This is a genomic window from Nesterenkonia haasae (assembly GCF_010119385.1).
Classification (GTDB): domain Bacteria; phylum Actinomycetota; class Actinomycetes; order Actinomycetales; family Micrococcaceae; genus Nesterenkonia; species Nesterenkonia haasae.
Genome location: NZ_VFIE01000028.1, coordinates 59,015 through 82,559, shown reverse-complemented (window position 1 = coordinate 82,559; position 23,545 = coordinate 59,015). Strand labels below are relative to the sequence as shown.

Here is a 23,545-nt window from a genome sequence, read left to right as displayed (position 1 = left end):
GATGCGTGTGGTGATCAGCTCGGCGGGCCGCCGCGTATACCTAGTCCAGTGGTTCCAACAGGCACTGATCGAGGCAGGCATCTCAGGCGACGTCTACGTCTTGGACCACGACCCTCATGCCGCAGCCGCCGCAGCCGCTGACGGGTTCCGACAGATGCCGCGCTTTACCAGCGAAGCATATGTGGCACAGCTGCTGGCCACCGTGGATGAACTGAAACCTGATCTGTTCATCTCCCTGAACGACTACGAACTCACAGCACTGTCCCACGGGCTGAGCACAGACCTTGAAGCGCGTGGAGTGATCGTCCCAGTCTTGAACGCAGCTGCCCACCAAGCTGTTGCCGACAAGCTACACATGTTTCGCGTGCTGAGCGACGCCGGCATATCGACTCCGACCACGGTGCTGCTCTCAGACGCATCGGCCGTGAACGACATGCTCGAAACCTTTCCTACCGTGGTTCTGAAGGATCGTTGGGGAAGCGGTTCGTCGGGCTTACAGCGACTCTCTTCCCAGGACGCCAGACATTGGTTGGCCCTGGAACGCGCTGCCGGGTCGAATCGCCGCGGGCCCCAGCACCAAGACGAGCTCATCATGCAGCCCGATCTGGGCGGCTCCGAGTACGGCCTTGACATTGTTACTCCCGTTCGAGGGGGAGCAGTCGCTGGGGTACTGGCGCGGCGGAAGCTGGGCATGCGCCATGGCGAAACGTCCGCAGCGATGACCGTCCCGTCCGAGCAATTTGAGGACCTCGCAACATCACTCGCGGCAACCTTGAGCATTCGGGGCACCGTCGATGTCGATGTGATGGTGCCCGATGGCGGCGAACCACAGGTGATCGATATCAATCCCCGGTTCGGCGGTGGCTATCCCTTCACACACATCGCCGGCGCCGACGTCCCCCACTTCCTGGTTACCTCGACGCTGGGGCTAGCCCCTCAACCTGGATGGAACACCTACCGACACGGCTACCTGGGTGCCAAGCACGAAGGCATCATCGGCTTTGAAACCGCCGGTCGAGACGAACAGCGCGGACCTCTGCTCCCGGCATCAGCCCACTTCTCCACCACACCCACCGTGCCGTCAAAGGCGGGCTGAGGCATGACCCGCATACATGTTGCCCGTGGGTCCGGTCGAGGCCAGGGCGACGTTGTTCAGCTGCCAGACCCTATACAAGAACCAGATTTCCAAGGAGAGACCAGATTGAGACATTCGAACCGTTCCCGGGACATTGAACCGCCGACCCCTGCCTTTGTGATTGACGTACCCGTCTTGGAGGAGTTCGTCAGCCGCTTCCAACAAGCTCTGGACGTGCACTGGCCGAATTCCATCCTGTCGTATTCGTTCAAAACGAACTCGTTACCTTGGCTCGTCTCGTTTATGCGCAACAGTGGGGTATGGGCCGAAGTCGTGTCAGACACCGAGTACGAATTGGCCCTCGCGTTAGGGTACGCGCCAGATCGCATCGTCTACAACGGTCCGATCAAGAGCCGTGAACGCTTGCGCTTCGCGCTTCAGAACGGATCGATTATTAATCTCGATTCGAAGCGTGAAGTCACATGGACCGCTGAGCTCGCTCGCGAACTCCCCGGAAAGGAGTTGGCCGTCGGATTACGGGTCAACTGGGACCTTGAATCTCTCTGCCCCGGCGAAAGCACCACAGGCGACGAGGCCAGCCGCTTCGGGTTCAATGCCGACAATGGCGAGCTTGACCAGGTGATTGCAGAGCTGACCTCCGCTGGCGTGCGGATCGCCGGGCTGCACATGCACCGCAATTCTTATTCGCAGAGCCTCGGCGTCTACCGGGCAGCCGCGTCTGTCGCCGCCGACCTGATCACATCCCGGGACCTCGACCTTGAATGGATTGATATTGGTGGTGGCTTTTTCGGAAGCGACACGGGTCCCGTTACATTCGACGACTACATTGCCGTCATCCGGAAGACGCTAGAACCAGTGGTCGACCCACGGCGGACCCGCCTCATTGTTGAGCCAGGTGGTTCTCTCATTGCCGTGCCGGTGGAGTTCCATGCCAGCGTCATCGACGTCAAAGAAGTCGGCCCCCACACGTTCGTTGTCACGGACGCGAGCCGCACCAACATCGACCCGCTGTTCCGTCGTCAGCGCCGATTCGAGACCCGTCTCGATACCGAAGCGACTGAATACCGCCGTGAACAAATCATCAGCGGTTTTACCTGTATGGAAGATGATCGCCTGACACGCCTGCACGACGCACCCGCACTAAAAACGAACGATCGAATCGTCTTCTATAAAGTCGGTGGATACACGATGTGCTACCAGTCGCTGTTCATCGAATACCTACCCGCCGTCTACGTGCGTGATAGGACCTCATTGACCCAGGTGCGTCGTAAGTGGGGCATCGATGAATATCTGCAGGGCAACCGCTGGTATGAGAAGGACGAACTGGTGGACCCGGCTGCTCCGGAGTCTCCGGCCACCTGCCGTGAAACCTCTAACTTCCGCTCCGAAGTTTTATCCGTCTGAGCGGGGCACGAAGCGCATTGGAACGTCAGTCCCGCGTGCCTGTACTGAGTACCGTGAATTCCTCCCGGCGAGCAGTTGTGACGTTGAAGCCGTAGTCCAGCAGTGATGGCCTGTGTTCCAGGCCCGCCGCTGAACGGATGAGAGCGGATGGGAGATCCGCTCCTGCACGATGGCAGAATGGGTACCCTCCGCCCAGGCGCGGGTTAATGTCGATCACGAGAGGCTCTCCCTCGGCCGTCTCCCTGAAGTCGACGTCAATGGCACCGGTCGGACGAAGCAGGTTTCCGATTCCGAGCATGGCCGCGTCGAATGGAGCGGGAGATACCGTGGTAGCGACATCCGTGTCCCCGCCGCGCATCTGGTCCTTGCGACGCGCAAGCACACCAAGCATCCGGGAACTGCCGTCAACAGAGAACACGCCGTCAACCCCGTACTCAATACCGGGCAGCCGTTTCTGCACCACGATGGAATCGGGACCATTCTGCGCGGGGCGCCCATCGTCCCCGAGGGCCGTTTTAGCAGATTCCATAATGGCTTGGTCGAGTTCTGCTGCGGTAGCGAACCGCAAGCCGGTGGAACCGCTCCCGAATCGGTGTTTCACGACGAACCGGTCACCTGGTGCCGCCAGAGCCAGCATTGGTCCGATTTGGCTGCCCAATCGCGTGGCCGGGGTCGGTATGCCATTCTCTTCCAGTGCTGTCGACATGCGGTATTTATCCAGCACAATAGACTGGAGGGATTCGCCGAGCACAAGGACGGTGCAGCCGAGTTCACGGAGCTCGTCTGCTAGGCCTCGAGAGAGAATCTGCAGCTCGTAGTCATTGAGACAAACGAAAAGTTGCGGCCGCTCGCGCTCAAACCAACTCAGGAGCGCGTCGCGGTAACCCTGGCTGTTGTAGGCAGGTGTCGGAACCGCCCGGTCTGCGAGACTGAAGCTCGGGCTGGTGGTCCGGTACTCCATCGCCACGACCTCGCCGCAGATGCCCTGCGCTCGCAATCCTTCCCGGAACCACTCGATATAGTGCGCACGTCGACCGGCTGACGCAATGACGATCTTCATGTGTTTATCACTCCCATAAGGACGCCTCTCTGCCCTCGCGCCACAGACTCGCTGGCAGTCTATCGTTACCCACCTCAGTTGACTCATGGTCGCGATCACTAGATCGAACGAGTCATCCCCAGACTCAACGAGTTCCTCTGCGGATGACCGCAGAGCCAGTGCGGGGGTCCGTACCCGCTCTCGGAAACCCTGGTCCTCACCATCTCGGCTGGCCTACTGTCAAGACAGTGATGATCGGCAAGCCGCGACCGGTCATGACACCCACACCCCGGAGCACACCGGACTATCGCGAATTCGATCGGAGCAAGACGTGAAACTCAAGGAATATCTCGCTCTCCTGCGACGCCATTGTGTTCTGATCGTCGTAGCCACCATCCTTGGTGCCGTCGCCGGAGCGGGAGCCTGGTGGTTGACGCCAACCACCTACAGTGCTCGGACAGACCTCTTCGTCTCAGTGGACACTTCCGGTGACGCCTACGAAATGCATATTGGATCGAGTTTCATTCGGGAACGCATCCAGACCTATGTGGAAATGACTGACAGTGCTCCTGTCCTGCAGCCTGTTATCGACGAACTTGATCTCCAAACCACTCCTGAAGCACTGGCTCCCAGTGTGGGTGCCTACACCGACCCCCGGACTGTCCTCATCACCGTCGAGGCCACCGACTCCTCCCCTCGGGCAGCGCAGCAGCTATCAGGAGCGGTGGCCGACAGTTTGGTCTCCGTCATCGGGGACATGGAAACTCCTGAGAATGATAATGCAAACCCGATTCGCCTGATTGTCTCTAATCCCGCCATTGCCCCGCAGGAAGCTGACGGCGCGGCGGGGTGGCTGTACGTAGCCGGAGGGCTCCCCATAGGATTCGCATTCGGATTGGGGCTGGCCCTGCTGCGTTCGGCCCTGGACAACAAACTGCGCACTCGAGAGGACCTCGAACGGCTCAACGCAGGGCCGATTCTCGGCTCCATCCCCCACGACTCTCACGCTCAGAGCTCGTCACTCATTTCCCAGTTGAGCCTGGACGACGCGCGCGGGGAGGCATTCCGTCGGCTGCGGACCAACCTCCGCTTCGCCCAAGTGGATGACCCCAATCCTGCCGTTCTGGTGACTTCTGCTCAAGCCAAAGAAGGGAAGTCATCCACCAGCATCAACCTGGCCATCGCTGCGGCACAAGCGGGCAGCCGGGTGGCCCTGATTGACGTGGATCTCAGACAGCCCACAGTAGCGACCAAAATGGGTCTGGAGAACTCAGCCGGCCTCACCACAGTGCTGCTCGGGGCCGCCGATGTCTCCGAACTGCTTCAGCCGTGGGGAACCGGTGAGCTCTACGTGCTCACCGCCGGAGAGATGCCGCCAAATCCGGTTGAGTTACTGGACTCGCGGGCCATGAGCACTCTGATGACCCGGCTGAGTGAGGAATTCGACCTCGTGATCCTCGATGGGCCTCCGCTGCTTCCGGTCGCAGACTCTCTGGTGCTCGCGAAATACGTCGGTCAGGTCCTTCTCATCGCTGGGGTAGGCGAGGTGCGCCTCAATCACTTGAAGGAAGCCCTCAGCAGCCTCAGCACCATCCAGGTGCCCACCGGTATCGTCCTGAATAAGGTGCCACGCTCCACCAGCGAGAGCTACGGATACTCTGCGCGGTACCCCAGCCGGCCTGTCACACCCACGGAGGCCACACACAGAAATGATGAGTTGTGGAGACTTGAAATGGAACCGCCACCACCTGTCTGGACCACGCATTACGTGCACCCGATGTTCCCCGAGGATCACAGCCCCACTGCCAGCAAACTGAGGAGTCAGTAATGAGGATCGGCATTTTGGCCAGTGTGGGAGAGATGGTGGACTCCTTCTTTTCCGACTTCATCGCCTCGTGGACGATGGCCGGACACGAGGTCTCGGTCGCCGCGGGGACCGTCATGCATGACTCAGCTGGACGGATCATCGAAAGGCTGACGCGACGGCCGGGTCTCGGTGTAGCGCGCGCCTGGTCAGGCATCCGTCAGTGGGTTCAGGATGAGCGGCTCGACGTCGTCCTAACCAACGCGGCCACCGCGTCCGCGGTGGCCCGAACCGCACGGTTGCAGATTCCGGTTGTCTACTTCTGCCACGGGCTGCACTGGAACCAGGGAAGGGGCGCCTCCGATCGCCTGTGGCAATCAGTGGAACGGCTGCTCCTACTGAAGACTGCCGGGGTGGTCACAATCAACTCTGATGATCACACCTGGTTCAAGGGACGTCTCTCCACAGAGCGAATACTGCGGCTTCATAATGGCGTCGGTCTCAGACCGGACGCCTACCCCAGGGTTCCACCTCCGCAGGTTGAGAATGTCTCCGGGAGGAAGGTGCTCAAACTAGCGTGGATCGGTGAGTTCAGCCCCCGCAAGCGGCCTCATCTAGTCCTGGACGTCGCCGACTCACTCCGTGAAGCAGGAGTTGACTTTGCACTGGAAATGATCGGTGAGGGCCTGCTTCTGGAGTCGGTCAACGAGGCTATTCACCGTCTCGGGCTCGAGAATCGTGTGACCGCCGCAGGGGCCGGGGATGCAGCCGGGGTGCTAGCTGGTAGTCATGCGCTCATTCACACCTCTGCGTGGGAAGGGCTGCCGCGTGTGATGATGGAGGCGTTGGCCGTGGGCCGGCCCACCTACGCATTCGATGTCAAAGGGGTGCGCGATATACCCCAGGTTGCGCTCTTTCCTGAGGGTGAACCTCGTCTGCTGGCCCGTCAGTTGGTGGAAGATTGGAAGGCGGGCACCCTTCTGGAAACCGTCTCATTCGATCCCGGCACCCTCGACTTCTCTCGCTCTGCGGAGGCGCTTGAACTCTTCCTCCAGCAGATCGTCAGCAAATCCCTTCCAGCAAGAGCCTTCAGAGTGCCGGCAGACAAAGGGGCACACTCTGCGGGGACTCCGGTCACCCCTGAGGCGATATGAGTGTCCCAGAGCCCCTGGTGTCGGTCATTATTCCCGTCTTCAACGGGGAAAAGCACCTCGTGGAGTGCTTGGAATCCGTCCGCCGCCAGTCCTATCGTAAGCTCGAGATCATCGCCGTCAATGACGGTTCGACCGATGCCACCGAGAGCATACTGCGTCAATTTGAGCGGCAGGACTCACGGATAACTGTCACCCATCAGGCCAACGCTGGTGTCTCATCGGCGCGGAACGTGGGGCTCGACACAGCGACCGGTCAGTGGGTCATGTTTGTCGACGCCGACGACACGATGTGCGACCGGCTTCTGGTCGAAACGATCGTACTTGCCGCCGAGGGTGACGTAGACCTGATCGGATTCGAAACTTTCAGCGACGAGCTGCCGAGCATCGACGGTGGCGACCCTCATGCGGTCGCGGAAACGCCGGCCGGTATCGTCGCCCGCGCCAGGGACTACAGCCTCGACGGAGCTACGCTTGCAGAGATGATCGCCAGTGAGACTCTCAACGCTCTCTGGGACAAAGCCTACCGCCGTGACGCCATCGTTGGTCGGCACTGCCGGTTCCGTGTAGGTACCAGGATCGGGGAAGACCTGATGTTCAACCTCAGCTATGTGCGTGTGGGTACCAGGGTGCGGTCAGTCCCCATCGTGGGGTACTTCTACCGACGGTCCAATGCTGAGTCTGCGACCAGCCGATACCTGGCCGGGAAGTATGAGGACCTTATGGATGTCTGCGACTACCTTCACGGGTGGGCAGGCCAATTCGAAGTCGACCAAGTGCGAGGCGCCGCCGACTACATCCGGGCCAAAAACGTCGTTTCCTGCATTCGGGACCTCCACCGCGATGACTGCGACCTTTCCCACCGGGAGCGACTTGCAACTGCCCAGCACTATAAGTCGCTGGTGCCCGCAGTGCGTGTTGAGGGGGTCGGAGCGAGGAGACGTCTGCTTGGAGAGTTTTATAACCTGCTTGGGTCCCGTTCAGTCTTCCAGCTGACCCGACTGCTCGCTCACGCAAGATGAGCGCCGAATGGGACCTCATGGACACAGCCTTTACGGTGCTCGTTGTCTGTACGGGCAATATCTGTCGCTCACCCCTGGCGGAGCGGTTGTTGCAAAGCGGGTTCGATGAGTTCGCTCCAGGAGAGTTCAGCATCTCCAGTGCAGGAACCCGCGGCCTCACGGGACGGGGCGTGGAACCGAAGATCGCCGAGATAGCTGCTCGTCAGGGTCTGTCGATGAGCGACTTTTACGCCAAGGAGCTGACACCTGAGCTCATCAAGCAGGCCCACCTCATCCTCACCATGGAACGGGAGCACCGGAGCCGCATTGTGCAATTGGTTCCAGCGGCCTTGAGACGAACCTTTACGCTCCGGGAACTGGCCCGGATTTTGCCTCATGTGCCAGCTGAAACAGCGGCTCAACCTGCGCAGCGGTGGCATTCGTTGGTGGCCTTGGCCCAACGGTACCGGCGGCAGCCTGAAGAACCGAGTTTCGACGATGTCGTTGACCCCTATGGATGCTCGGACAGAGTTTATGAGGAGATGGCAGCTCAATTAATCCCCGCGGTGAAGGTTTTGATCGACTGGGAGCGCGACCGCTCGACGAAAGCGACCTAATACCATGACGTTGCTTCTCTTCTGCCTCGCCTCGATATGGATTGTGGCCTTCTGCGTCCTGGGGCAGGTGCGCTTCGTACGGCACTGGACGAATACGCTCTTCCCCCTTGCAGCGCTCGTGGCAGTCAATACCATCGTCGCTGTCCGGGGAAACTTCGACGTCGTCGACAAGATGCGCTATGGACGCGAGTTTGAAGTGCTGAGCTTTACCTCGTTCGGCGAAGTGGTCAACGAGTTCATCACCACAGGGCGGGAACCGGCTTTCCTGATGTTCAACTGGATCATCGGCCTGTTCACCCGAGACATGATGGTCTTTTTCACCGTCACCGCGATAGTTTGTAATCTCCTGCTGATTCTGGCTCTCTGGATGGTGCTCGGCAGCGGCTGGCAGGCCGCCGTCGTCTTCTTCGCGACCTTCTGCTTCGGCTTCTTCATCGACTATTCCAGCTTCCTGCTCAGGCAGGGGCTGTCTATATCATTCCTGTTGCTCGGCCTGGCCTTGGTGCTGCGCAATGCCAGGCTCCTCAAGGTGATAGCACTCCTGACGGTCGGGGTCCTCTTCCACTGGTCGGCATTGCCGGCTGCCGTCATAATTCTCCTGGTCAAACTGGTGCGCTGGCGAGCCGAAGTGGTCCTGGGACTCTGGGTGCTGGCGTCCGTGACCTACTTGACCGGAATGAATGCGCGGCTGGCCGGGCCTCTGGGATCGAGTATCGAACAGGTGGAGACTTACGCCGATCCTGAACTGGCCGTAGATTACCTCGGGGGGACGAATCGGCCAGTTTTCTGGCTCCTCAGTGCCGTGCCGCTGATCTTCGCCTATGTGGCTGCCCGGACGGTGAAGTTCCTGCCCAGTTGGTACGCCAAACTATTCACTGCCTACGTTCTGCTGAACTGTTACTTTCTACTCTTAGGGTTCGTCTATTTCAACGATCGTTTGGCGGCCTATTCCTGGTCGCTGATTCCGCTACTAGTGTGCATTCCACTCCTGGCCTTCCAGGGGAGAGGGCAGACGGTAGCGCGTTTGGGTCTGGTGGCTGGCTTTGTCGCTTGGGGAGTCTACTTCGGTTCATTCACGGTGTTGACCCCGGTGTAGGCGGTCCTGGCTCGGGCGCGATAGGCATCCGAGGAACGGCCCCATGGAAGATGAGAGGGAGCACTGTGCTCCGCGTCCAGGGACACCGTCCTTAGTGTGTCTCCCAGTTCGCTGAACTCCGACGCCAGGAAGAGTGGATCTAGATCGATGTCCCGGGCAAATGCCCCGCATTTCTCATGGTGATCAACGATCGCCACGGGGGTGTTCAGCAGATAGGCGACGATAGCGCCGTGCAGGCGCTGGGACCACACCAGGCTGGCCCTGGACAGCACGTCAACGACCCCACCGATGCCCACAACACCGTAGTCGACCAATCGCACCGAATGTCCGTCGCGCCGCAGACGGGCCGTAATCGAGGCTGCTAGCGCATGGTCACCTAGGCGCGGGTGTGCATTCAGTGCCAGCAGCGTGATCTGGGGTTTGGTCGAACCAAGTGCCCGGGAGAGTGCCTCACTCAATGTGTCCCCCGAGACACCTGCGGCCCGAGAAGGACAGATCACAAGCCCACTGCGCGGTGTCTCAGTAGGGACCAGGCGGCTGCTGAGAGCCGCCAGATCACCGCCGAGCGCACAGTGGCCCCCCATGCGGTCGAAAGACTCCTGGTCGCGAACGACGACCCTGTCGAATTTCTTGAGCTCAGTGACCACGGAATGGTGAGCCGTTGTATTCGCGAATGGACCGACAGAAACGCCGAGAGCCTCGAATGCGCGATGTGGAACGCGACTGCGCAACGCAGCGGTCCCTGCGAGCTCGCTGAAGACGGAACCGCCAGCATAGACGAAGGTGTTAGCCCACACTGCGCCGCGGGCGGCGGTGAGCACACGCCGGAGAGCGGCGTCTGGTCGCGGATGGGCGAAGTTCTGGTGAGCACCTTCGAAGGCGCGCACACGAGCACCTGGCCAGAGCACGCCAGCATTCTCGCCACACACCTCCCGAAAGAGATCGTCACCAAAGTTCCCCCACCCGAAGTAGCCCAACAGCTGTACCCTCGATGACCTCGACCTCATTGGCCCGTTCCTCCTCCGGTGATCAGAGACGACGCGCGGACCTGGTGTCGGCGTGCCATTATGTCTGCGCCGACGTATCGGCAGGCAACAGCGGTCAGGACCGCCAGGGTGCCGGCCTCGACGGCTCCCAAGCCTGCCAGACCGCTAGCTGCGCCGCTCACGATGACCACCAGAGCTGAGGCTGCACCGACGATCGTCATCACCCAGTACCGGTTGAGTACGAGGTGAAAGGACGACAGCAGATAGGTCGGGATGCATATGACAGTCGCGAGTGCCAAGAAGAACACCGCTGACCGGCTGATCTCGAAGTCCGCGCCGTAGACCAGTTGGAGAAGTGAGGGACCAGCCACCACAGCCACCACGATCAGCGGAGCGAGAATCGCCATTGTCAGATATCCGTTTCTGAGGTTTACTCGACGCAGCGCCGCGGGCCCCTCGCTCTCGAGGCGCCGTCGGTAATCTGGCAGGACAGCAGTTTGGACCGATGCACCGACGAGGTGGGCGAAGGTCACCAAGTATGCTGCACTGGCGAAGACACCGATCTCCCCTGTGGTCCCGAGGGAACCGACGATCGCCAGCGGCAGATAGGTCAGTAACGACTGGATTCCCTGAGAAATCGCCAGCGGGATCCCGTGCACGACGAGCAGACGCATATCCTGAATGAGCGGGTGGCGCGCTATGCGTCCCTCCGGGGGCGCTGCCGAGGCGAGAAAGACCGTGATCACGGCTCCGAGCACAGCGACCACGGCACCTGCCCAGAGCGCGAGGAGCACAGAACCGGAGATGAGCATGACCGCGGTGGTGACCGCCATCGTGGTCAACGCGTCAAGAAGGAGCAGTAGGCCGAAAATGCGCAGCCGTTCAGTGCGTTGGATTCGTGCCAGATACAAGTCAGCAGTCGAGTTGGCGATCTTGATTACCAGAATGGCGAAGCCGATGCTCCAAGCCTGCCCCGGCGCCAGTATTAGGAGCGCACCAAGAGTGAGACTGCACGCTGTCATGATCCCGACAACTCTGAGACACACGTATGCTCTCCAGCTGACGACCGACTGAAGTGTGATGTAAAGGTTCCGCAGTCCGAGCTGGGTGGTGATGAAAATTGGTGACATGACAGCTATCAAGGAAGAGTAGACGCCTACTGCCTCCGGCCCTGCGAACCGAGCGAACAGCCAAACGATGTACCACTGTGCAGCGGCACCAGCGATATTGCCCACACTCACCATAAGGATTGAGAGCCGTTGCCCGCCTACGCCGTTGCCCGCCACGAACTCCCCGTTCACCGGTGCCGGCTGGTCGACAGTCCGGCTGTGATGCTGCGCAAACGAGCCGCGGCAGAGGCGTACAAGGGGAGCAACCGAGTGAACGCCGCGTACATCTGGGGTTGCAGCGGCAGATCCCACGCACCGATGTACTCATAGGCATCGGCTCCCAAGCCGGCCTTGAACCTGACTAACCCCGCCGCCGGATCTTCCTCGTGTAGCGTGTCCTTCACCCCGCCGATGTCGAAGAGTTCGGCCCCATCAGCCAACGCCTGCCGGATTTCGACCCAGTACAAGGCGTTCGATGGCCTGGCATTTGTTCGCTCTGTGCTCTTCGCCGCGAAAACCCCCTGGGCCCAGCTCCCCACCTGCGCGGTAGCGTTGGCAGCAATTGCGAGACCATCCTGATAAGCAATGAAGAGATTGAAATGTCCCGGAAAATCATCACCGAGGGCATCCCACATTGCCTTAAAGTAGTTGTGCGGGTGGGCGACAAAATCATTCCTACGAGCGGTCTCCTCGCATAGCCGGTGAACTACGGAGAGATCCTCCCCTGAGCCTACAGCGACGTCGAGGCCAGCGCGTTCGGCCTTGCGGATACTGTTGCGCCACGTTTTTGACATCCTGGCCAGAACTGCCTCTTCGGTTCGTCCGGTGAGATTCAACCAGAAATTGAACCGCGGATAACTGGCATCACTGTGCTTTTCATCTGGCGCTTCGCGCCACCCCGCAGCGCGAAGCGTCCTGCGGAGTCCAAAGCCGACCGTGTTCACTTCGGTGGGTTCGATATCTAACAGGCGATCGACCTCGGGATTGGCCAGACCAGCTTTGACGGCGGCAGCCTCCCACTTTCGCAGCGTGACAACGGGAGTGATCCGCACTCCGAAAACGCCGCGCGAACTCAAGTAGGCTCCCAGTGCGGCCAGTTGGTCGGCGATCTCTGGGTCACTCCAGTCGAGGAGTGGCCCCTGCGGAATGAAGACGAATGACCTGTTCGTTCCCGGAATGCGGCGATAACGCAGAACAGCGGCGGCACAGATGCTGTCGTTCTGGTCAAACCAGCCGATGAGTTCTGGCTCCCACTGGGCGCGCCGAGCATCAGCCCATTCAGGAGTCTGCTGGTAGGTGGCTGTCGAATGCGTGAGAAGAAAACGCCAGTATTCGGCCTTCGAGATCGCACTGATCGTGTACATATGCTCACCGTAACGCCGGTTATGGCCGATTCGCCCGTTCGTTGCGGTCCTTCGCACCGGCCTTGCGGGAGTCCGCCATGCAGAACTCATCCGCTTCATCATGCTGAAGGCGGTTGCTGACCAGCCCAACAGAGATGTCACATGCATATAAAGGCCGAGGCGGAGCTAAGGCGTACACCGCCAATTCTGTCCACGTCGCATAGTGTTGAGGCAACAGTTCCCCTGCACCTACTGAAACCGGCGTCGTTATCTTATGAAAGCTCACTGGTTGCCCAATGCGCTGAGCGCGCTCGAATCCACTCGGCGGATGGACTGCCACCCGCTGGAGTTCCTGCCTGCCGAAGCTGGTGCCGACCCAAGCTGGACAGAGCGCCCTGATGCGGCGGCCACGGGTGCGGCTGTGGTGGTGCGTACCTCCGGATCCACCGGAACGCCGAAGCAGACGTTGCTTTCCTGGGACGCACTGGACGCCTCCGCGGACATGACCTCACAGGCGCTTGGTGGGCACGGCCAGTGGCTTCTGGCCCTGCAGCCCAGCTACGTGGCAGGCCTGGCTGTGCTCTTCCGCAGTATGGTGGCGGGCACCGAGCCGGTAGTTCTGCTGGAGGACACCACAAATCCCGAACGATTCACCAAGGCTGCGGAGCAGCTCACCGCAGAGCGCCGCTTCGTGTCGCTCGTCCCGACTCAGCTGCAGCGACTCCTCACGCATGAGAGCCAGCGACTGCTGAAGGTGCTCCGCCGGTTTGACGCGATCCTGCTCGGCGGGGCGCCCACGAGTGCTGAACTGTTCAACCATGCGCGTTTGGTGGGACTCAACGTGGTGCGCACCTACGGTATGGCTGAGACCTGCGGAGGCTGCGTCTATGATGGGTACCCGCTGCCTGGTGTCACTGTGGAAATGGGCACGCATGGCCGGGTGCTGCTCTCCGGGCCGATGGTGGCTCTGGGATATCACGAGGCCCCAGAGCTCACTGCTGAGAAGTTCGAATGGGCGCCTGATGCTCGCTACCCGCAGGGCGTACCGGTCCGCATAGGGGTGAACGACCATGAGGGCAGAAAACGACGTTTCCGCACTGATGATTTGGGTGAACTCACCACTCAGCGGGCCACGGAGGTGGAGACCATCGCCGAAGTTACCGGAGCCGGGCACTCTGCCCAGATCATTCCGAGGCTGACGATTACCGGCCGGGCAGATGGGGTGATCATCACCGGTGGGGTGAAGGTATCTGCTGAGGCAGTCCGGCGCGGACTTGAGTCACACCCCAGTGTGCGGGAGGCTTTCGTGGCCGGCATCGACGACGCCGAATGGGGACAGAAAGTAGTAGCCGCCGTCGTGCTGTCGACAGCTTCACGTGGTGGCGACACATTCGCGGAGTTCGAACAGCTGCTGAGACGCCAGCTTGGTGCCGCAGCTGTTCCCAAACACTACGAGCTACTTGGCGCATTGCCGCTGCTGCCCAACGGCAAACCCGACCGGCAGGTGCTCATAGGGATGTTGAAGGAAGGTGCCGACCATGGCCACAGCACGTGAATGGGTCACTGGGGCCCGGCCCCGGACGCTACCGATGGCCGTCTGCCCTGTGCTCATCGGAGCCGCAGCCGCTTGGCCCCAGTACCTGGGACCGATGGACTTCGGCACCGTGGACCGCCTCCCACCAAATGTCAACGCGCTGATTCCAGTTGTCGCGCTGCTGGCGCTTGTGGTGGCGCTCGCACTGCAGGTGGGAGTCAACTACGCCAACGACTACTCTGACGGAGTGCGCGGCACTGATGATGTGCGCGTCGGCCCTCAGCGGCTCACTGCCTCACAGGCGGCGGCTCCCAAGCAGGTGAAGTACGCGGCCTTCGGCAGCTTCGCCGTCGCGGGCCTAGCCGGTGTGTGCATCGTCTTGCTGACCCAGGCGTGGTGGATGCTGGCCGTGGGTGCACTCTGCGTGCTCGCCGCCTGGTGGTACACCGGCGGTTCGAACCCCTATGGGTACCGCGGGCTGGGCGAGGTCATGGTGTTCCTCTTCTTCGGTCTCGTCGCCACCCTGGGAACCGCATTCGCTGTGACGGAGGTGGGTCGGAACCATGGCTTTGCTGTGGAGTTTCCGGCAGCCACAGCAGCTATCGGCGCAGTGGCGCACGGGCTGATCGCCTCAGCGCTGCTCATGGCCAACAACGTTCGGGACATCCCCACCGATGCTGAGGTTGGAAAGAACACGCTGGCGGTTCGGCTCGGCCAAACGGGAGCGCGACTGGCCTACTGCCTCATGCTCGCGATTGCCGTGGCCATCCCGCTGAGCCTGAGCCTCACCGGCTTCAGCCCGTGGTTCTGGTTGGTGGTGTTGTCCTGGCCCCTGGCTCTGCGACCGGTGACCACTATGTGGCCCTGGCGGCGGACCAGACCGAAGGGTGTGGAGCTCATCCCAGTGCTGCAGCAGACGGGCACCCTAGGGCTGGGATTTGCGGTCGCTTACTCTGCAGCCCTGGTGCTGAGCGGCTGAGGCTCGGGGCTACTGGGCTTCTAGGAGGAGCCGTGCAAGGTCCTCGGCAATCCCCTGGCTGCCGTGTTCGGCCCGCAGGTCTTCATCCATGGAGTGCAGGCGCAGCTTAATGATGGCGCCGACAGTCTCATCATAGAGAATGGCCTCCAACTCACCGCCGTTTCCCGGGTTCGTCGGGAATTCCCGTTCAACCGTGTGAACCTCAGTCCCGTGAACCATGACCGTCTGGACATCGTTGAGCCTCTCTGGGAGATCTGGCTGGTCCAAGAACGCTTCGACAGTTTGCTCGGCGTGCTCTACGGAGTCGGTGACCATGAGCTGAGTTGAGGGGGTCCATGCGGGGCCCTCCTCCGCCTGCTGCTCATCGGCCCGAGCGAGACTGCACAAGTACCGGTAGCTGTCCTCGGTCGGCGGTTCGTTCCCAAAGTTTGTGGTGGGGCGGCCATATGAGCCGAACCCAGAGAACCTGACATGCGTGACTTCGTCGAAGAACTCAGGAACGTCATCAAACAATAGGCATTCATCGGAGAATTCCTGGACCGGGGCATGTTCTGCGAACCCTAGCGAGTCAGGCCACTCCTGGGCTGTCCGGGAGACCCACTCAGGAGGAATGTACAGTCTCTCCTCTTCGGAGCCAGGTTCCGTGGCCCCAGGATCGCCAGCGGTATCATCCGCTTGGCCGTTGTGCGAATCCGCGTGATCAGCATCATTGCCGTTGGTTTCCTCTTCACCAACAACTGGGGGCTGTCCTTCCTCCTCCGAGCCTTCCGGGTTTCCGCAACTGGCGAGCGGCAGCGAACTAAGAAGCAGCGCAGCCCATACCGTTGCGTATCGCATAGTAAAAAGATTGCCATATTTGCATTCGCAAATCAATAGGTGAGCGAAAAATGATCAGGACGACGCTGTATCGGTCTCTGACCCGCCGTCGTCCTTCTTGTCTCGATTCTTTTCCAGCTCTTCGAGCCGAGCTTCGAGCATCTCCAGGCGCCACCTGTCTTCGGCAGCCAGATTCACCTCAGACTTCGTGGGGATGCGATCCTCGATCTCCGGAGGAGTCTGTCCGGCTTCAAGTTCGTCAATGCGTTTCTTGAGCTTCTTGACGTCCTCGCTGTCGGTTCCGCCGGGGAGCGGGCGTCCGGTGGCCATGCTGATGACCTGGGTGATTCCGAAGACGATGATCGCAACGATGGCGATCCACGCAAACCAGGGCATAGAGCAACAGTAGCAATGAGCCTTCGTCAGAGGCCAGGACGTCCGTATGCTGTCTATCATGCAAGAGATCGCCACCGAGGACCTAGGTGAACTCCAACGCTTCTATCGGCACTTCGCCGATGTGGAGGCCGCGCCGGTCTCAGCCCTGTACGCCGCATGGGCGGCCGCTGTGGCAGACGATCACCAGGTATTGGAACTGGTGCTGGAACTCGAACCGCCCAAACGTCAGCCGAACCTTCTCTTCGCCGCCGCCCGGGTGCATGGCGTTCCCCTGCTTGAGTGGAGCCAGGCAAGGGAAGTGCTCATAGGCCGGTGGGATGCGATCAGCGCCACCATGCGCCAGCGCCGTACCCAGACCAATGAGGCCGGCCGGATCGCGGTGCTGAATCTGGCTTTCGCTCAGATCGCCGCCGAGACCGGCCAGCCCTTAGCCGTGATCGAGGTGGGCTGCTCCGCCGGGCTGTGCCTGTATCCCGATGCGTGGCCCATCAGGTATACCGCTGCAGGAAATACACCGCACGACGCCGCACTGCTCGCTCCCACCGGCGCCCTCACCTCATCAGCGGAGCTGCAGTGTCAGCTGAGGGGTGTGGAGGCCCCGGGCGGCCTTCCGGAGGTGGCATGGCGGGCAGGTATCGACCTCAACCCTCTTGACCTCACTGAGGATGCAGACCGCCAATGGTTGGAAGCGCTGGTTTGGCCTGGGATGGAATACCGGCTGGACCGGATTGCGGCCGGTGCGCGGCTGGTGGCTGCTGATCCGCCGGTGCTGCGCGCAGGTGATCTCAACGAGATTCTCCCTGAGCTGCTCGCTGAAGTGCCCCAGGGCACCGTTCCCGTGGTGTTTCACTCAGCTGTGCTGGTCTACTTACCGGCCATGGAGCGTGAACGGTTTGTCCAGCAGGTCCGGGACTCTGGCGCGCGCTGGGTGAGCAATGAGGGACTGGGGGTTGTCCCCAAGATTGCGAATCAACTTCCGCAGGAGGACCCGGAGCGTTCGGGGTTCATCCTCGCGCTGGATGGAGAGCCGATCGCCCGGACCGGCCCACACGGTCAGTATCTCGAGAGGATCGGCTCCTAGCTGCTGGAGTCGTACTCGTCTGCCGGCTTACGCGGTGCCCGTTCGGTGGCCCAGCCCAAAACAGCTGCCAACGGTACGAGCGCCAAAGCAGCTATACCCAGGCAGCTGAGGATGAGCGTCAGTTCGCGATCACCGCCATAGGTCTCGTGGAGAGCCGGCGAGACGAACACCACCACAACCATGTACCCCAGCCCGACGGCGTAATGCGCAGTTCCAGGGGCGTGTCTCATGCCGCGGAATGAGAATCCGTAGGCTTTCGTGAAGTAGAAGGCCGCTGCAAAAAAGACTGCGACGCACCCTATAAAGATGGCATGGTCAGACCAGTGTGTGGGACCTGCGGCGGTGATGGTGCCCGCGGCGTAGATGATCGCGGCAGAGGAGACCACCAGAGAGATGGTCGCGAGTACGCCGTGGCGACGCCCCAAGGGCGTCATGGTCCGGGTGCTCTTTTCCTGACTGGTGGGGATGTTCTCCGCGGTTCCATCGGTTGTGGCCTTCATCCAGGAGTTCCTTCCCATCGGATTGTGGTCCCTAGTCTGTTTTCAGCGTACCGAAGACAGGCCCCGGATCTAAAGGGCACTACGCCGGCTTGCGCGCCAAAATGATCAGCTCAGGGGAGTCCACTTCCACTGGTGAGCGGTCCCAGTCTCCCCATGTCTGCTCCACTGTGAAACCAGCCTTGTCAAGAGACTCGCGCAGCACACGCAGCGGGCGGTAGCGCAGTGGCTCGTCGGCCGTGATGTGCCGACCATCGGGAAGAACGTTGTGACCCCGTGCGGTGATCAAGGGGCCGTCGGCGTCGTCGTGCTCAATGCTCACCACCTCCAGCCAGGAGGTGAAGGTGCCTCCGTCGGGGTGAGCTTGGGTGTCCTTGGTTGAGTCCTCATCCCAGGCGTCATGATCGAGTCCATGCGGATTGCGGGATTCGAACGCCAGGAATCCACCGGGCTCCAAGGCCCGGTAGGCCTCAGCAAGCGCCTGGTCCCACGCCGTTCGGGAGAGGAAATACTGCGCCACGTGCCCCATCATGATTGCGGCATCGAAGGCGGACGGCTCCGCCTGGGCAGCAGTGCCCTGGATGAGCTCCACCCGCTGCCCAACCCCTGCTTCCTGCACCCTGCGCCGCGCAGTGCTGATCATCGCCCCAGCCGGATCCACACCGGTGACGTGAAGACCATCGCGGGCCAGTGCTGTCGCTAACACTCCGGTCCCGCAGCCAATGTCCAGGACCCGGCGGCCGCCCGACCCAAGGATCAGATCACGGTAGAAGTCGAAATCCCACAGGCCTTGGTTTTCCACATCGTAGAGTTCCACGAACTCCGGATCCTCCGTCCACGGGTGGGGGAGCGCGTGCGGTGTGGGGTGCTCAGACATGGGCCTTAACTTACCCCGGCACATCACTGGCAGGTGACAGCCAGGCTCATATGGTGTGATGGAGCAATGACTTCACCGGTAGATCTGATTATCAACTGGGACGTAGCGCGATCAGCAGCATCGCGGTTGGTTCCGCCGGGCCCCCCGTTGAGGCCCGCCGCAGCAGTTCGAGAAGTCGCTGATCTGCGTCAATCAGCCGCAGATGCCGTCGGCTACGTCCACACGATCACCGGGTTGAGCGCCGCCGCGGGGCTGGGGGAGGACCAACGGGATGTTCTGGTGGTGGACCGACCAGGATGGTCCGCGGCCAACACCGAGAGCTTCCGCAAACTCCTTGGGCCAGCTATGGAAGCTGCAGCGAAGAAGAAACCTCAATTGGTCAGAGAAGGCTCCAATGCGCAGGTCCTGGGTTCCGCTGCGACCGGAGCTGAGCTGGGTGGCATTCTTGCTTTCCTCTCAGCCAATGTGCTCGGCCAGTTCGACCCATTCCACTCCTCGGCCCAAGCTCCCGCCGGCCGGTTGCTTTTGGTCGCTCCTAATATTGTGGAAATTGCCCGGCAGCTCAACGTGGACCGCGGCGATTTCAGGCTCTGGGTCTGCCTGCACGAACAGACTCACCGCGTACAGTTCGCCGCCGCCCCATGGCTGCGGGAGCACCTGATGTCCTCTATCAGCCAACTGTCCAGCTCCACTATGAGCCAGGCTGATGCCCTGCCGCAGCGGATTGCTGAAGCAGTCAAGAGCCTGCGGCAGGAAATGAAACAGCAGAAGACCGACGGACAGAGCGACGACGCAGAGAAACGCCCCCGCAATCGACTTCTAGAGGTCATTCAGTCACCCGAAGACCGAGAAATCATGTCCCACCTCACCGCAGTGATGAGTCTTCTTGAAGGTCATGCGAACGTGGTGATGGACGCCGTCGACGCCTCCATCGTGCCCACGGTCAAGACGATTCGGCGTAGGTTTGAACAACGCGGAAAACACCGGTCCCCGCTGGAGAAAATTGTCCGAAGGCTGCTCCAGCTGGACGTGAAGGCAGCACAGTACCGTGATGGGCAGAAGTTCGTGGGCCACATTGTCGACTCCATCGGCATGGAACGCTTCAACACCATTTGGGACTCGCCGCAGCACCTTCCCACAGAGAAGGAACTGCACGACCCGGACGCCTGGATCCAGAGAATGGGCTTCACCCCGAAGGGGTAGGTCAACTGGCGATGCCTGGAGTCCCTTCAGCGTTGCATGCGGCTCGACGAGCCGTAGGCGAAATGCTTGACCCGCAGGGCCTGACATTGGTGGCCTGCTCAGGGGGAGCCGATTCACTTGCCTTGGCCGCTGTGGCCTCCTGGCACCATCAGCGGGCAAGCGGCCCCCTGGCACAGGCCCGCGTAGGCGGCGTCGTCGTTGATCACCACCTGCACCCCAACTCTGTGGAAGTTTCTGGACGAGCGGTCAGCCAACTTAGGAACCTGGGTTTGGAGCCGGTGAGAATATACTCTGCGACCGTCGATCCAGACTCCCCCCTGGGCCCGGAAGCAGCGGCTCGCACCGGCCGCTACCAGGCGTTCCGCAAGGCTATGGCGGACCACGGTGTGACCAGAATCATGTTGGCGCACACCAAGGATGATCAGGTCGAACAGGTTCTGCTGGGGTTGGCGCGAGGCTCAGGGACCCGCTCCCTGGCTGGCATTCCGCCAGTACGCGGACCTTTCCGGCGCCCGCTGCTGGACCTGAGTCGAGCAGATACGGAAGCTATCTGTCGGCACTACCAGCTGGACTGGTGGGAGGACCCGGCCAATGCGGACCCCCGGCACCTACGGTCCAAAATCCGCACTCAGATTCTTCCCTCACTGGAGCGGGAACTCTCCGGTTCCATCAGGGAATCGTTGGCACGTACGGCAAAGATCGCCGCTGCTGATGCCGACTACCTGGAGGCCCAGGCTAAGGAGGTCTTTCCGCTGCTCTTGGAAGATCCGGACTCCACTGGGACACTCAGGCTGAAGCTCAAGGAGCTGCGTGCCAAACCACCTGCCATCAGGCGCCGAGTGATCGCGCTGGCGGTGGCGGCGGCCGGGGGAGCGAACCCCAGTTTCGAAAGGATCTCTGCGGCGGAGAAGCTCGTGATGGGGAGCCGTTCCGCCGGCCCTGTGGAAATGGAAGGGCACATCCGGATCCACCGTGGTGCGCGGCAGACGCCGGACTATGGAAAACTGGTGATTGTTCCGCCATCAGGGTGAGAATCGTCCGCCACTGGGTGGGCGCGGCTGAAATCAAGGAGCACTGCGGAGCCGATGGATTCCCAGGACGTCCACGACGACCTCGAAGAAGTTCTCTACACCGCTGACCAGATCCAGGCTCGTATCGACGAGCTTGCTGCAGACATCGACCGTGACTACGCCGATAAAGACGTGCTCATCGTCGGTGTGCTCAAGGGCGCAGTGATGGTCATGGCGGATCTTTCACGCGCACTGACCTCGCATATAGCCATGGACTGGATGGCCGTCTCCTCCTATGGTTCCGGCACCAAGTCTTCTGGGGTAGTGCGGATCTTGAAAGATCTGGACGCGGATCTTATGAACCGCCACGTACTGATCGTTGAAGACATCATTGATTCCGGACTGACGTTGAGCTGGCTAAAGGCCAACCTCGAGTCCCGCGGGCCCGCCTCGGTGGAAATCTGCACCTTGTTGCGCAAGCCTGATGCCGCCAAAGTGCCTATCACCGTGAAGTACGTCGGCTACGACATCCCCAATAAATTCGTCGTCGGCTACGGGCTTGATTTCGCTGAGAAGTACCGCAACCTCGATTGCATCGGCATCCTAGCCCCGCACATTTACGAATAGTCAGCACGGTTCCCTCCGCATGGTGTTGTCCCAACGAGTCCAGCCGGTCAGCAAGGCTGCCGCTGCCTATGAGTCACTCCGCCAACAGATCCGCACCGGTGACCTGAAGCCTGGTGAACGGGTCACCCTGAAGCGCCTGTCCGACATGCTGCGCATGAGCCTGACTCCAGTAAGGGAGGCGCTGAACCGGCTCGAGTCCGAAGGGTTCGTGGTCCATGATGCGCATCGAGGGACATTCATCGCTGAGCTCACCGCCGAACGAATCGAGCAGGTCTACCGGCTGCGCGCGGTACTGGAACCCGTGGCCGTTCGCCAAGCAGGTGAGAACCTGGACAGCAGCAGCCTCGAGTTTCTCTATGAAGCCGTCAAGGCCTGTGACGAAGCGCCCACCCCGTTGGAGACCGTCCAAGCCAATGAGGTGTTTCACCAGGAGCTGTACCGGCTCAGTGGTGATGGTTTGCTCGTGGGATTCATTGACCAGTTATGGGCAGGGATGCCCTACCCCTCTCTAGGCCTGTACGGCTCAGCCGAGCGCGTGGCCGAGTCCAGCACACAGCATCACGCCATCGTTGACGCGCTGGCTGAAGGAGACCTTGATGCAGCAGCTGAGGCTGTTGTGGAGCATATCGAGAGCGGAAAACGGGCGGCACTGAAGAACCTCCGCTGAGTGAGCCGCTAGACGCTCAGAATCACGCCCTTGACTCAGGCCCAAGCCTCAGTTGATATTTTATAAAGTATAAAATACAGTGTGCTGTGTCACAGGATGTGAGCTGTGTGACAAACCCCTGACCACTGCGCTCAGCGCACCAGACTCCGAGGTGAACAACGACGTGAGCACATCACATTCACCGGCCCCCGACTCCACGCCGGGGCCCCACGCCCCCGGCCTCTCGGCAGAGACCGGGAATGCTCCCGCTGCGGACCCCGCCGAAGAGCTCACCAAACCGGAGAGCTGGACCCGGATCATGGGCCTGCCCATCGGGTGGTTCTTCCTTCTCCTGGCCCTGGTGGTGACTGCTGCGCTGATCGGCGCGATGCCCGCCAGTATGGGCTCCGGATTCGCCGTGGTCATCCTCGTCGGCGGACTGCTTGCTTGGATAGGTGGCCGCGTCCCGGTCCTGCGAAACTACGGTCTGCCCACCGTTCTATGCATCCTCACACCTGCAGTCCTCTTACACTTCGGACTGTTTCCCACGGAACTGGCCGAGGTGATGGAGATCTTCACTGACGGCTCTGAGATCGGATTCATCGACTTCTATGTGGCAAGCCTCATCGCCGGATCCATCCTCGGGATGCCGCGGGCGCTGCTGCTCAAAGCCGGCGCACGCATTGCCTTCCCCCTGCTGGGCACGGTCACAGTCGTCTTCGCCTCCATCGGACTGATCGGCGCCGCCCTCGGCTTCGGCCTTCAGGAAGCCGTCCTGTTCATCGCAGCACCCATCATGGGAGGCGGCGTCGGAGCAGGAATCGTTCCCATGTCCCAAATCTACGAATCCCAAATGGGCGGAGACGCCTCGAGCTACGTATCGCAGCTGATCCCAGCGGTGATCATCGCCAATATCCTCACCATTTTCTGTGCGGGGGTCTTCAACGGCATCACCTACAAGGGCCAACAATTCTTCATGGGGTTCAACGGAAACGGTCAGATTGTTCGCGTCGAGGGCAAATCCGCTGACTTCACCTCCAAGCCCAAACCGAGCGGCGGCACCTTCCAGGTCCTCACGATCGGTCTGACTCTGGCCGCAACACTCTTCCTGGCAGGCAACATCATTGCCACCTACGTACCGGGCCTCCACGCCTACGCCTGGACAATCATTCTCGCCGCCCTGGTCAAGGTTTTCGGCCTGGTGCCGGAAGCCTTCGAAGATGCGGTCTCCAC

Annotated in this window: 23 protein-coding genes; 15 read left to right on the top strand and 8 right to left on the bottom strand. The window is 61.0% G+C overall.

Annotation, left to right across the window (positions count from 1 at the left end):
• Position 1 precedes the first annotated feature (1 nt).
• Both FH975_RS14820 and FH975_RS14815 read left to right on the top strand, forming a co-directional pair.
• Positions 2–1,096, top strand: a complete 1,095-nt coding sequence (locus FH975_RS14820) for an ATP-grasp domain-containing protein (RefSeq protein ID WP_162321973.1) — start codon at positions 2–4, stop codon at positions 1,094–1,096.
• 156 nt (positions 1,097–1,252) lie between these two features.
• Positions 1,253–2,500 (top strand): type III PLP-dependent enzyme domain-containing protein, encoded by a 1,248-nt coding sequence (locus FH975_RS14815; protein WP_328821916.1) that lies wholly within the window; start codon positions 1,253–1,255, stop codon positions 2,498–2,500.
• Between the two features lie 25 nt (positions 2,501–2,525).
• Here the strand turns inward: FH975_RS14815 and FH975_RS14810 are convergent, their stop codons facing one another.
• Positions 2,526–3,560, bottom strand: a complete 1,035-nt coding sequence (locus FH975_RS14810) for an ATP-grasp domain-containing protein (protein ID WP_162321971.1) — start codon at positions 3,558–3,560, stop codon at positions 2,526–2,528.
• A 310-nt stretch (positions 3,561–3,870) separates the two neighbouring features.
• On the opposite strand from FH975_RS14810, the gene FH975_RS14805 reads away from it, so the two are divergent.
• From FH975_RS14805 to FH975_RS14785, 5 genes are read left to right on the top strand one after another with little or no spacing between them, the layout of a single operon-like run.
• Entirely contained in the window at positions 3,871–5,367 is a 1,497-nt protein-coding gene (locus FH975_RS14805) for a polysaccharide biosynthesis tyrosine autokinase (protein ID WP_162321970.1), read from the top strand.
• Complete coding sequence (locus FH975_RS14800) at positions 5,367–6,497, top strand: glycosyltransferase (protein ID WP_162321969.1); 1,131 nt, start codon at positions 5,367–5,369, stop codon at positions 6,495–6,497. Before FH975_RS14805 ends, FH975_RS14800 begins: the two co-directional genes overlap by 1 nt.
• A complete protein-coding gene (locus tag FH975_RS14795; RefSeq protein ID WP_162321968.1) occupies positions 6,494–7,516 on the top strand; it encodes a glycosyltransferase family 2 protein in 1,023 nt (340 codons plus the stop codon). Before FH975_RS14800 ends, FH975_RS14795 begins: the two co-directional genes overlap by 4 nt.
• Positions 7,513–8,112 carry an arsenate reductase/protein-tyrosine-phosphatase family protein gene (locus FH975_RS14790; RefSeq protein ID WP_162321967.1) on the top strand — a complete coding sequence of 200 codons (600 nt, stop codon included), beginning with the start codon at positions 7,513–7,515 and terminating at the stop codon, positions 8,110–8,112. The genes FH975_RS14795 and FH975_RS14790 overlap by 4 nt, the downstream gene beginning before the upstream one ends.
• Before the next feature lie 4 nt (positions 8,113–8,116).
• Positions 8,117–9,208, top strand: a complete 1,092-nt coding sequence (locus tag FH975_RS14785; protein WP_162321966.1) for an EpsG family protein — start codon at positions 8,117–8,119, stop codon at positions 9,206–9,208.
• Here FH975_RS14785 and FH975_RS14780 read toward each other — a convergent pair.
• Genes FH975_RS14780 through FH975_RS14770 form a run of 3 tightly spaced genes read right to left on the bottom strand, consistent with a single transcriptional unit; the run spans position 9,172 to position 12,667 of the window.
• The gene (locus FH975_RS14780; RefSeq protein ID WP_162321965.1) at positions 9,172–10,215 is read right to left on the bottom strand and encodes a polysaccharide pyruvyl transferase family protein; all 1,044 of its coding nucleotides are present in this window, start codon (positions 10,213–10,215) and stop codon (positions 9,172–9,174) included. The two genes, FH975_RS14785 and FH975_RS14780, sit on opposite strands and share 37 nt — an antisense overlap.
• Positions 10,212–11,480, bottom strand: coding sequence for a lipopolysaccharide biosynthesis protein (locus FH975_RS14775; protein WP_235928763.1), 1,269 nt, complete (start codon positions 11,478–11,480; stop codon positions 10,212–10,214). Before FH975_RS14775 ends, FH975_RS14780 begins: the two co-directional genes overlap by 4 nt.
• An 11-nt stretch (positions 11,481–11,491) precedes the next feature.
• Positions 11,492–12,667 (bottom strand): lipid II:glycine glycyltransferase FemX, encoded by a 1,176-nt coding sequence (locus FH975_RS14770; protein ID WP_162321963.1) that lies wholly within the window; start codon positions 12,665–12,667, stop codon positions 11,492–11,494.
• 253 nt (positions 12,668–12,920) lie between these two features.
• Here FH975_RS14770 and FH975_RS14765 point away from each other — a divergent pair, with 253 nt between their 5' ends.
• Both FH975_RS14765 and FH975_RS14760 read left to right on the top strand, forming a co-directional pair.
• Positions 12,921–14,201 (top strand): AMP-binding protein, encoded by a 1,281-nt coding sequence (locus FH975_RS14765; protein ID WP_162321962.1) that lies wholly within the window; start codon positions 12,921–12,923, stop codon positions 14,199–14,201.
• On the top strand, positions 14,185–15,159 hold the full coding sequence (locus FH975_RS14760) for a 1,4-dihydroxy-2-naphthoate polyprenyltransferase (RefSeq protein WP_162321961.1): 975 nt from the start codon (positions 14,185–14,187) through the stop codon (positions 15,157–15,159). The genes FH975_RS14765 and FH975_RS14760 overlap by 17 nt, the downstream gene beginning before the upstream one ends.
• Before the next feature lie 9 nt (positions 15,160–15,168).
• Here the strand turns inward: FH975_RS14760 and FH975_RS14755 are convergent, their stop codons facing one another.
• A complete protein-coding gene (locus FH975_RS14755) occupies positions 15,169–15,996 on the bottom strand; it encodes a hypothetical protein (protein WP_162321960.1) in 828 nt (275 codons plus the stop codon).
• 54 nt (positions 15,997–16,050) lie between these two features.
• A complete protein-coding gene (locus FH975_RS14750; RefSeq protein WP_153078362.1) occupies positions 16,051–16,371 on the bottom strand; it encodes a hypothetical protein in 321 nt (106 codons plus the stop codon).
• Positions 16,372–16,417: 46 nt separating this feature from the next.
• On the opposite strand from FH975_RS14750, the gene FH975_RS14745 reads away from it, so the two are divergent.
• Positions 16,418–17,452, top strand: coding sequence for a DUF2332 domain-containing protein (locus tag FH975_RS14745; protein WP_202923287.1), 1,035 nt, complete (start codon positions 16,418–16,420; stop codon positions 17,450–17,452).
• Here FH975_RS14745 and FH975_RS14740 read toward each other — a convergent pair.
• Both FH975_RS14740 and FH975_RS14735 read right to left on the bottom strand, forming a co-directional pair.
• Positions 17,449–17,952: a hypothetical protein gene (locus FH975_RS14740; protein ID WP_162321959.1), complete on the bottom strand. Its 504-nt coding sequence runs from the start codon at positions 17,950–17,952 to the stop codon at positions 17,449–17,451. The genes FH975_RS14745 and FH975_RS14740 overlap by 4 nt on opposite strands.
• Before the next feature lie 79 nt (positions 17,953–18,031).
• Entirely contained in the window at positions 18,032–18,826 is a 795-nt protein-coding gene (locus FH975_RS14735) for a class I SAM-dependent methyltransferase (RefSeq protein ID WP_162321958.1), read from the bottom strand.
• Between the two features lie 66 nt (positions 18,827–18,892).
• Between FH975_RS14735 and FH975_RS14730 the strand changes: the two genes are divergently transcribed.
• The 5 genes from FH975_RS14730 to FH975_RS14710 all read left to right on the top strand — a co-directional run.
• The gene (locus FH975_RS14730) at positions 18,893–20,029 is read left to right on the top strand and encodes a zinc-dependent metalloprotease (protein ID WP_162321957.1); all 1,137 of its coding nucleotides are present in this window, start codon (positions 18,893–18,895) and stop codon (positions 20,027–20,029) included.
• Between the two features lie 11 nt (positions 20,030–20,040).
• Positions 20,041–21,060: a tRNA lysidine(34) synthetase TilS gene (tilS, locus tag FH975_RS14725; RefSeq protein ID WP_162321956.1), complete on the top strand. Its 1,020-nt coding sequence runs from the start codon at positions 20,041–20,043 to the stop codon at positions 21,058–21,060.
• A gap of 54 nt (positions 21,061–21,114) precedes the next feature.
• On the top strand, positions 21,115–21,666 hold the full coding sequence (gene hpt / locus FH975_RS14720; RefSeq protein WP_153078357.1) for a hypoxanthine phosphoribosyltransferase: 552 nt from the start codon (positions 21,115–21,117) through the stop codon (positions 21,664–21,666).
• Between the two features lie 19 nt (positions 21,667–21,685).
• Positions 21,686–22,333, top strand: a complete 648-nt coding sequence (locus tag FH975_RS14715; RefSeq protein WP_162321955.1) for a GntR family transcriptional regulator — start codon at positions 21,686–21,688, stop codon at positions 22,331–22,333.
• 163 nt (positions 22,334–22,496) lie between these two features.
• On the top strand, positions 22,497–23,545 hold a 1,049-nt coding region (locus FH975_RS14710; RefSeq protein WP_162321954.1), incomplete at its 3' end, for a 2-hydroxycarboxylate transporter family protein.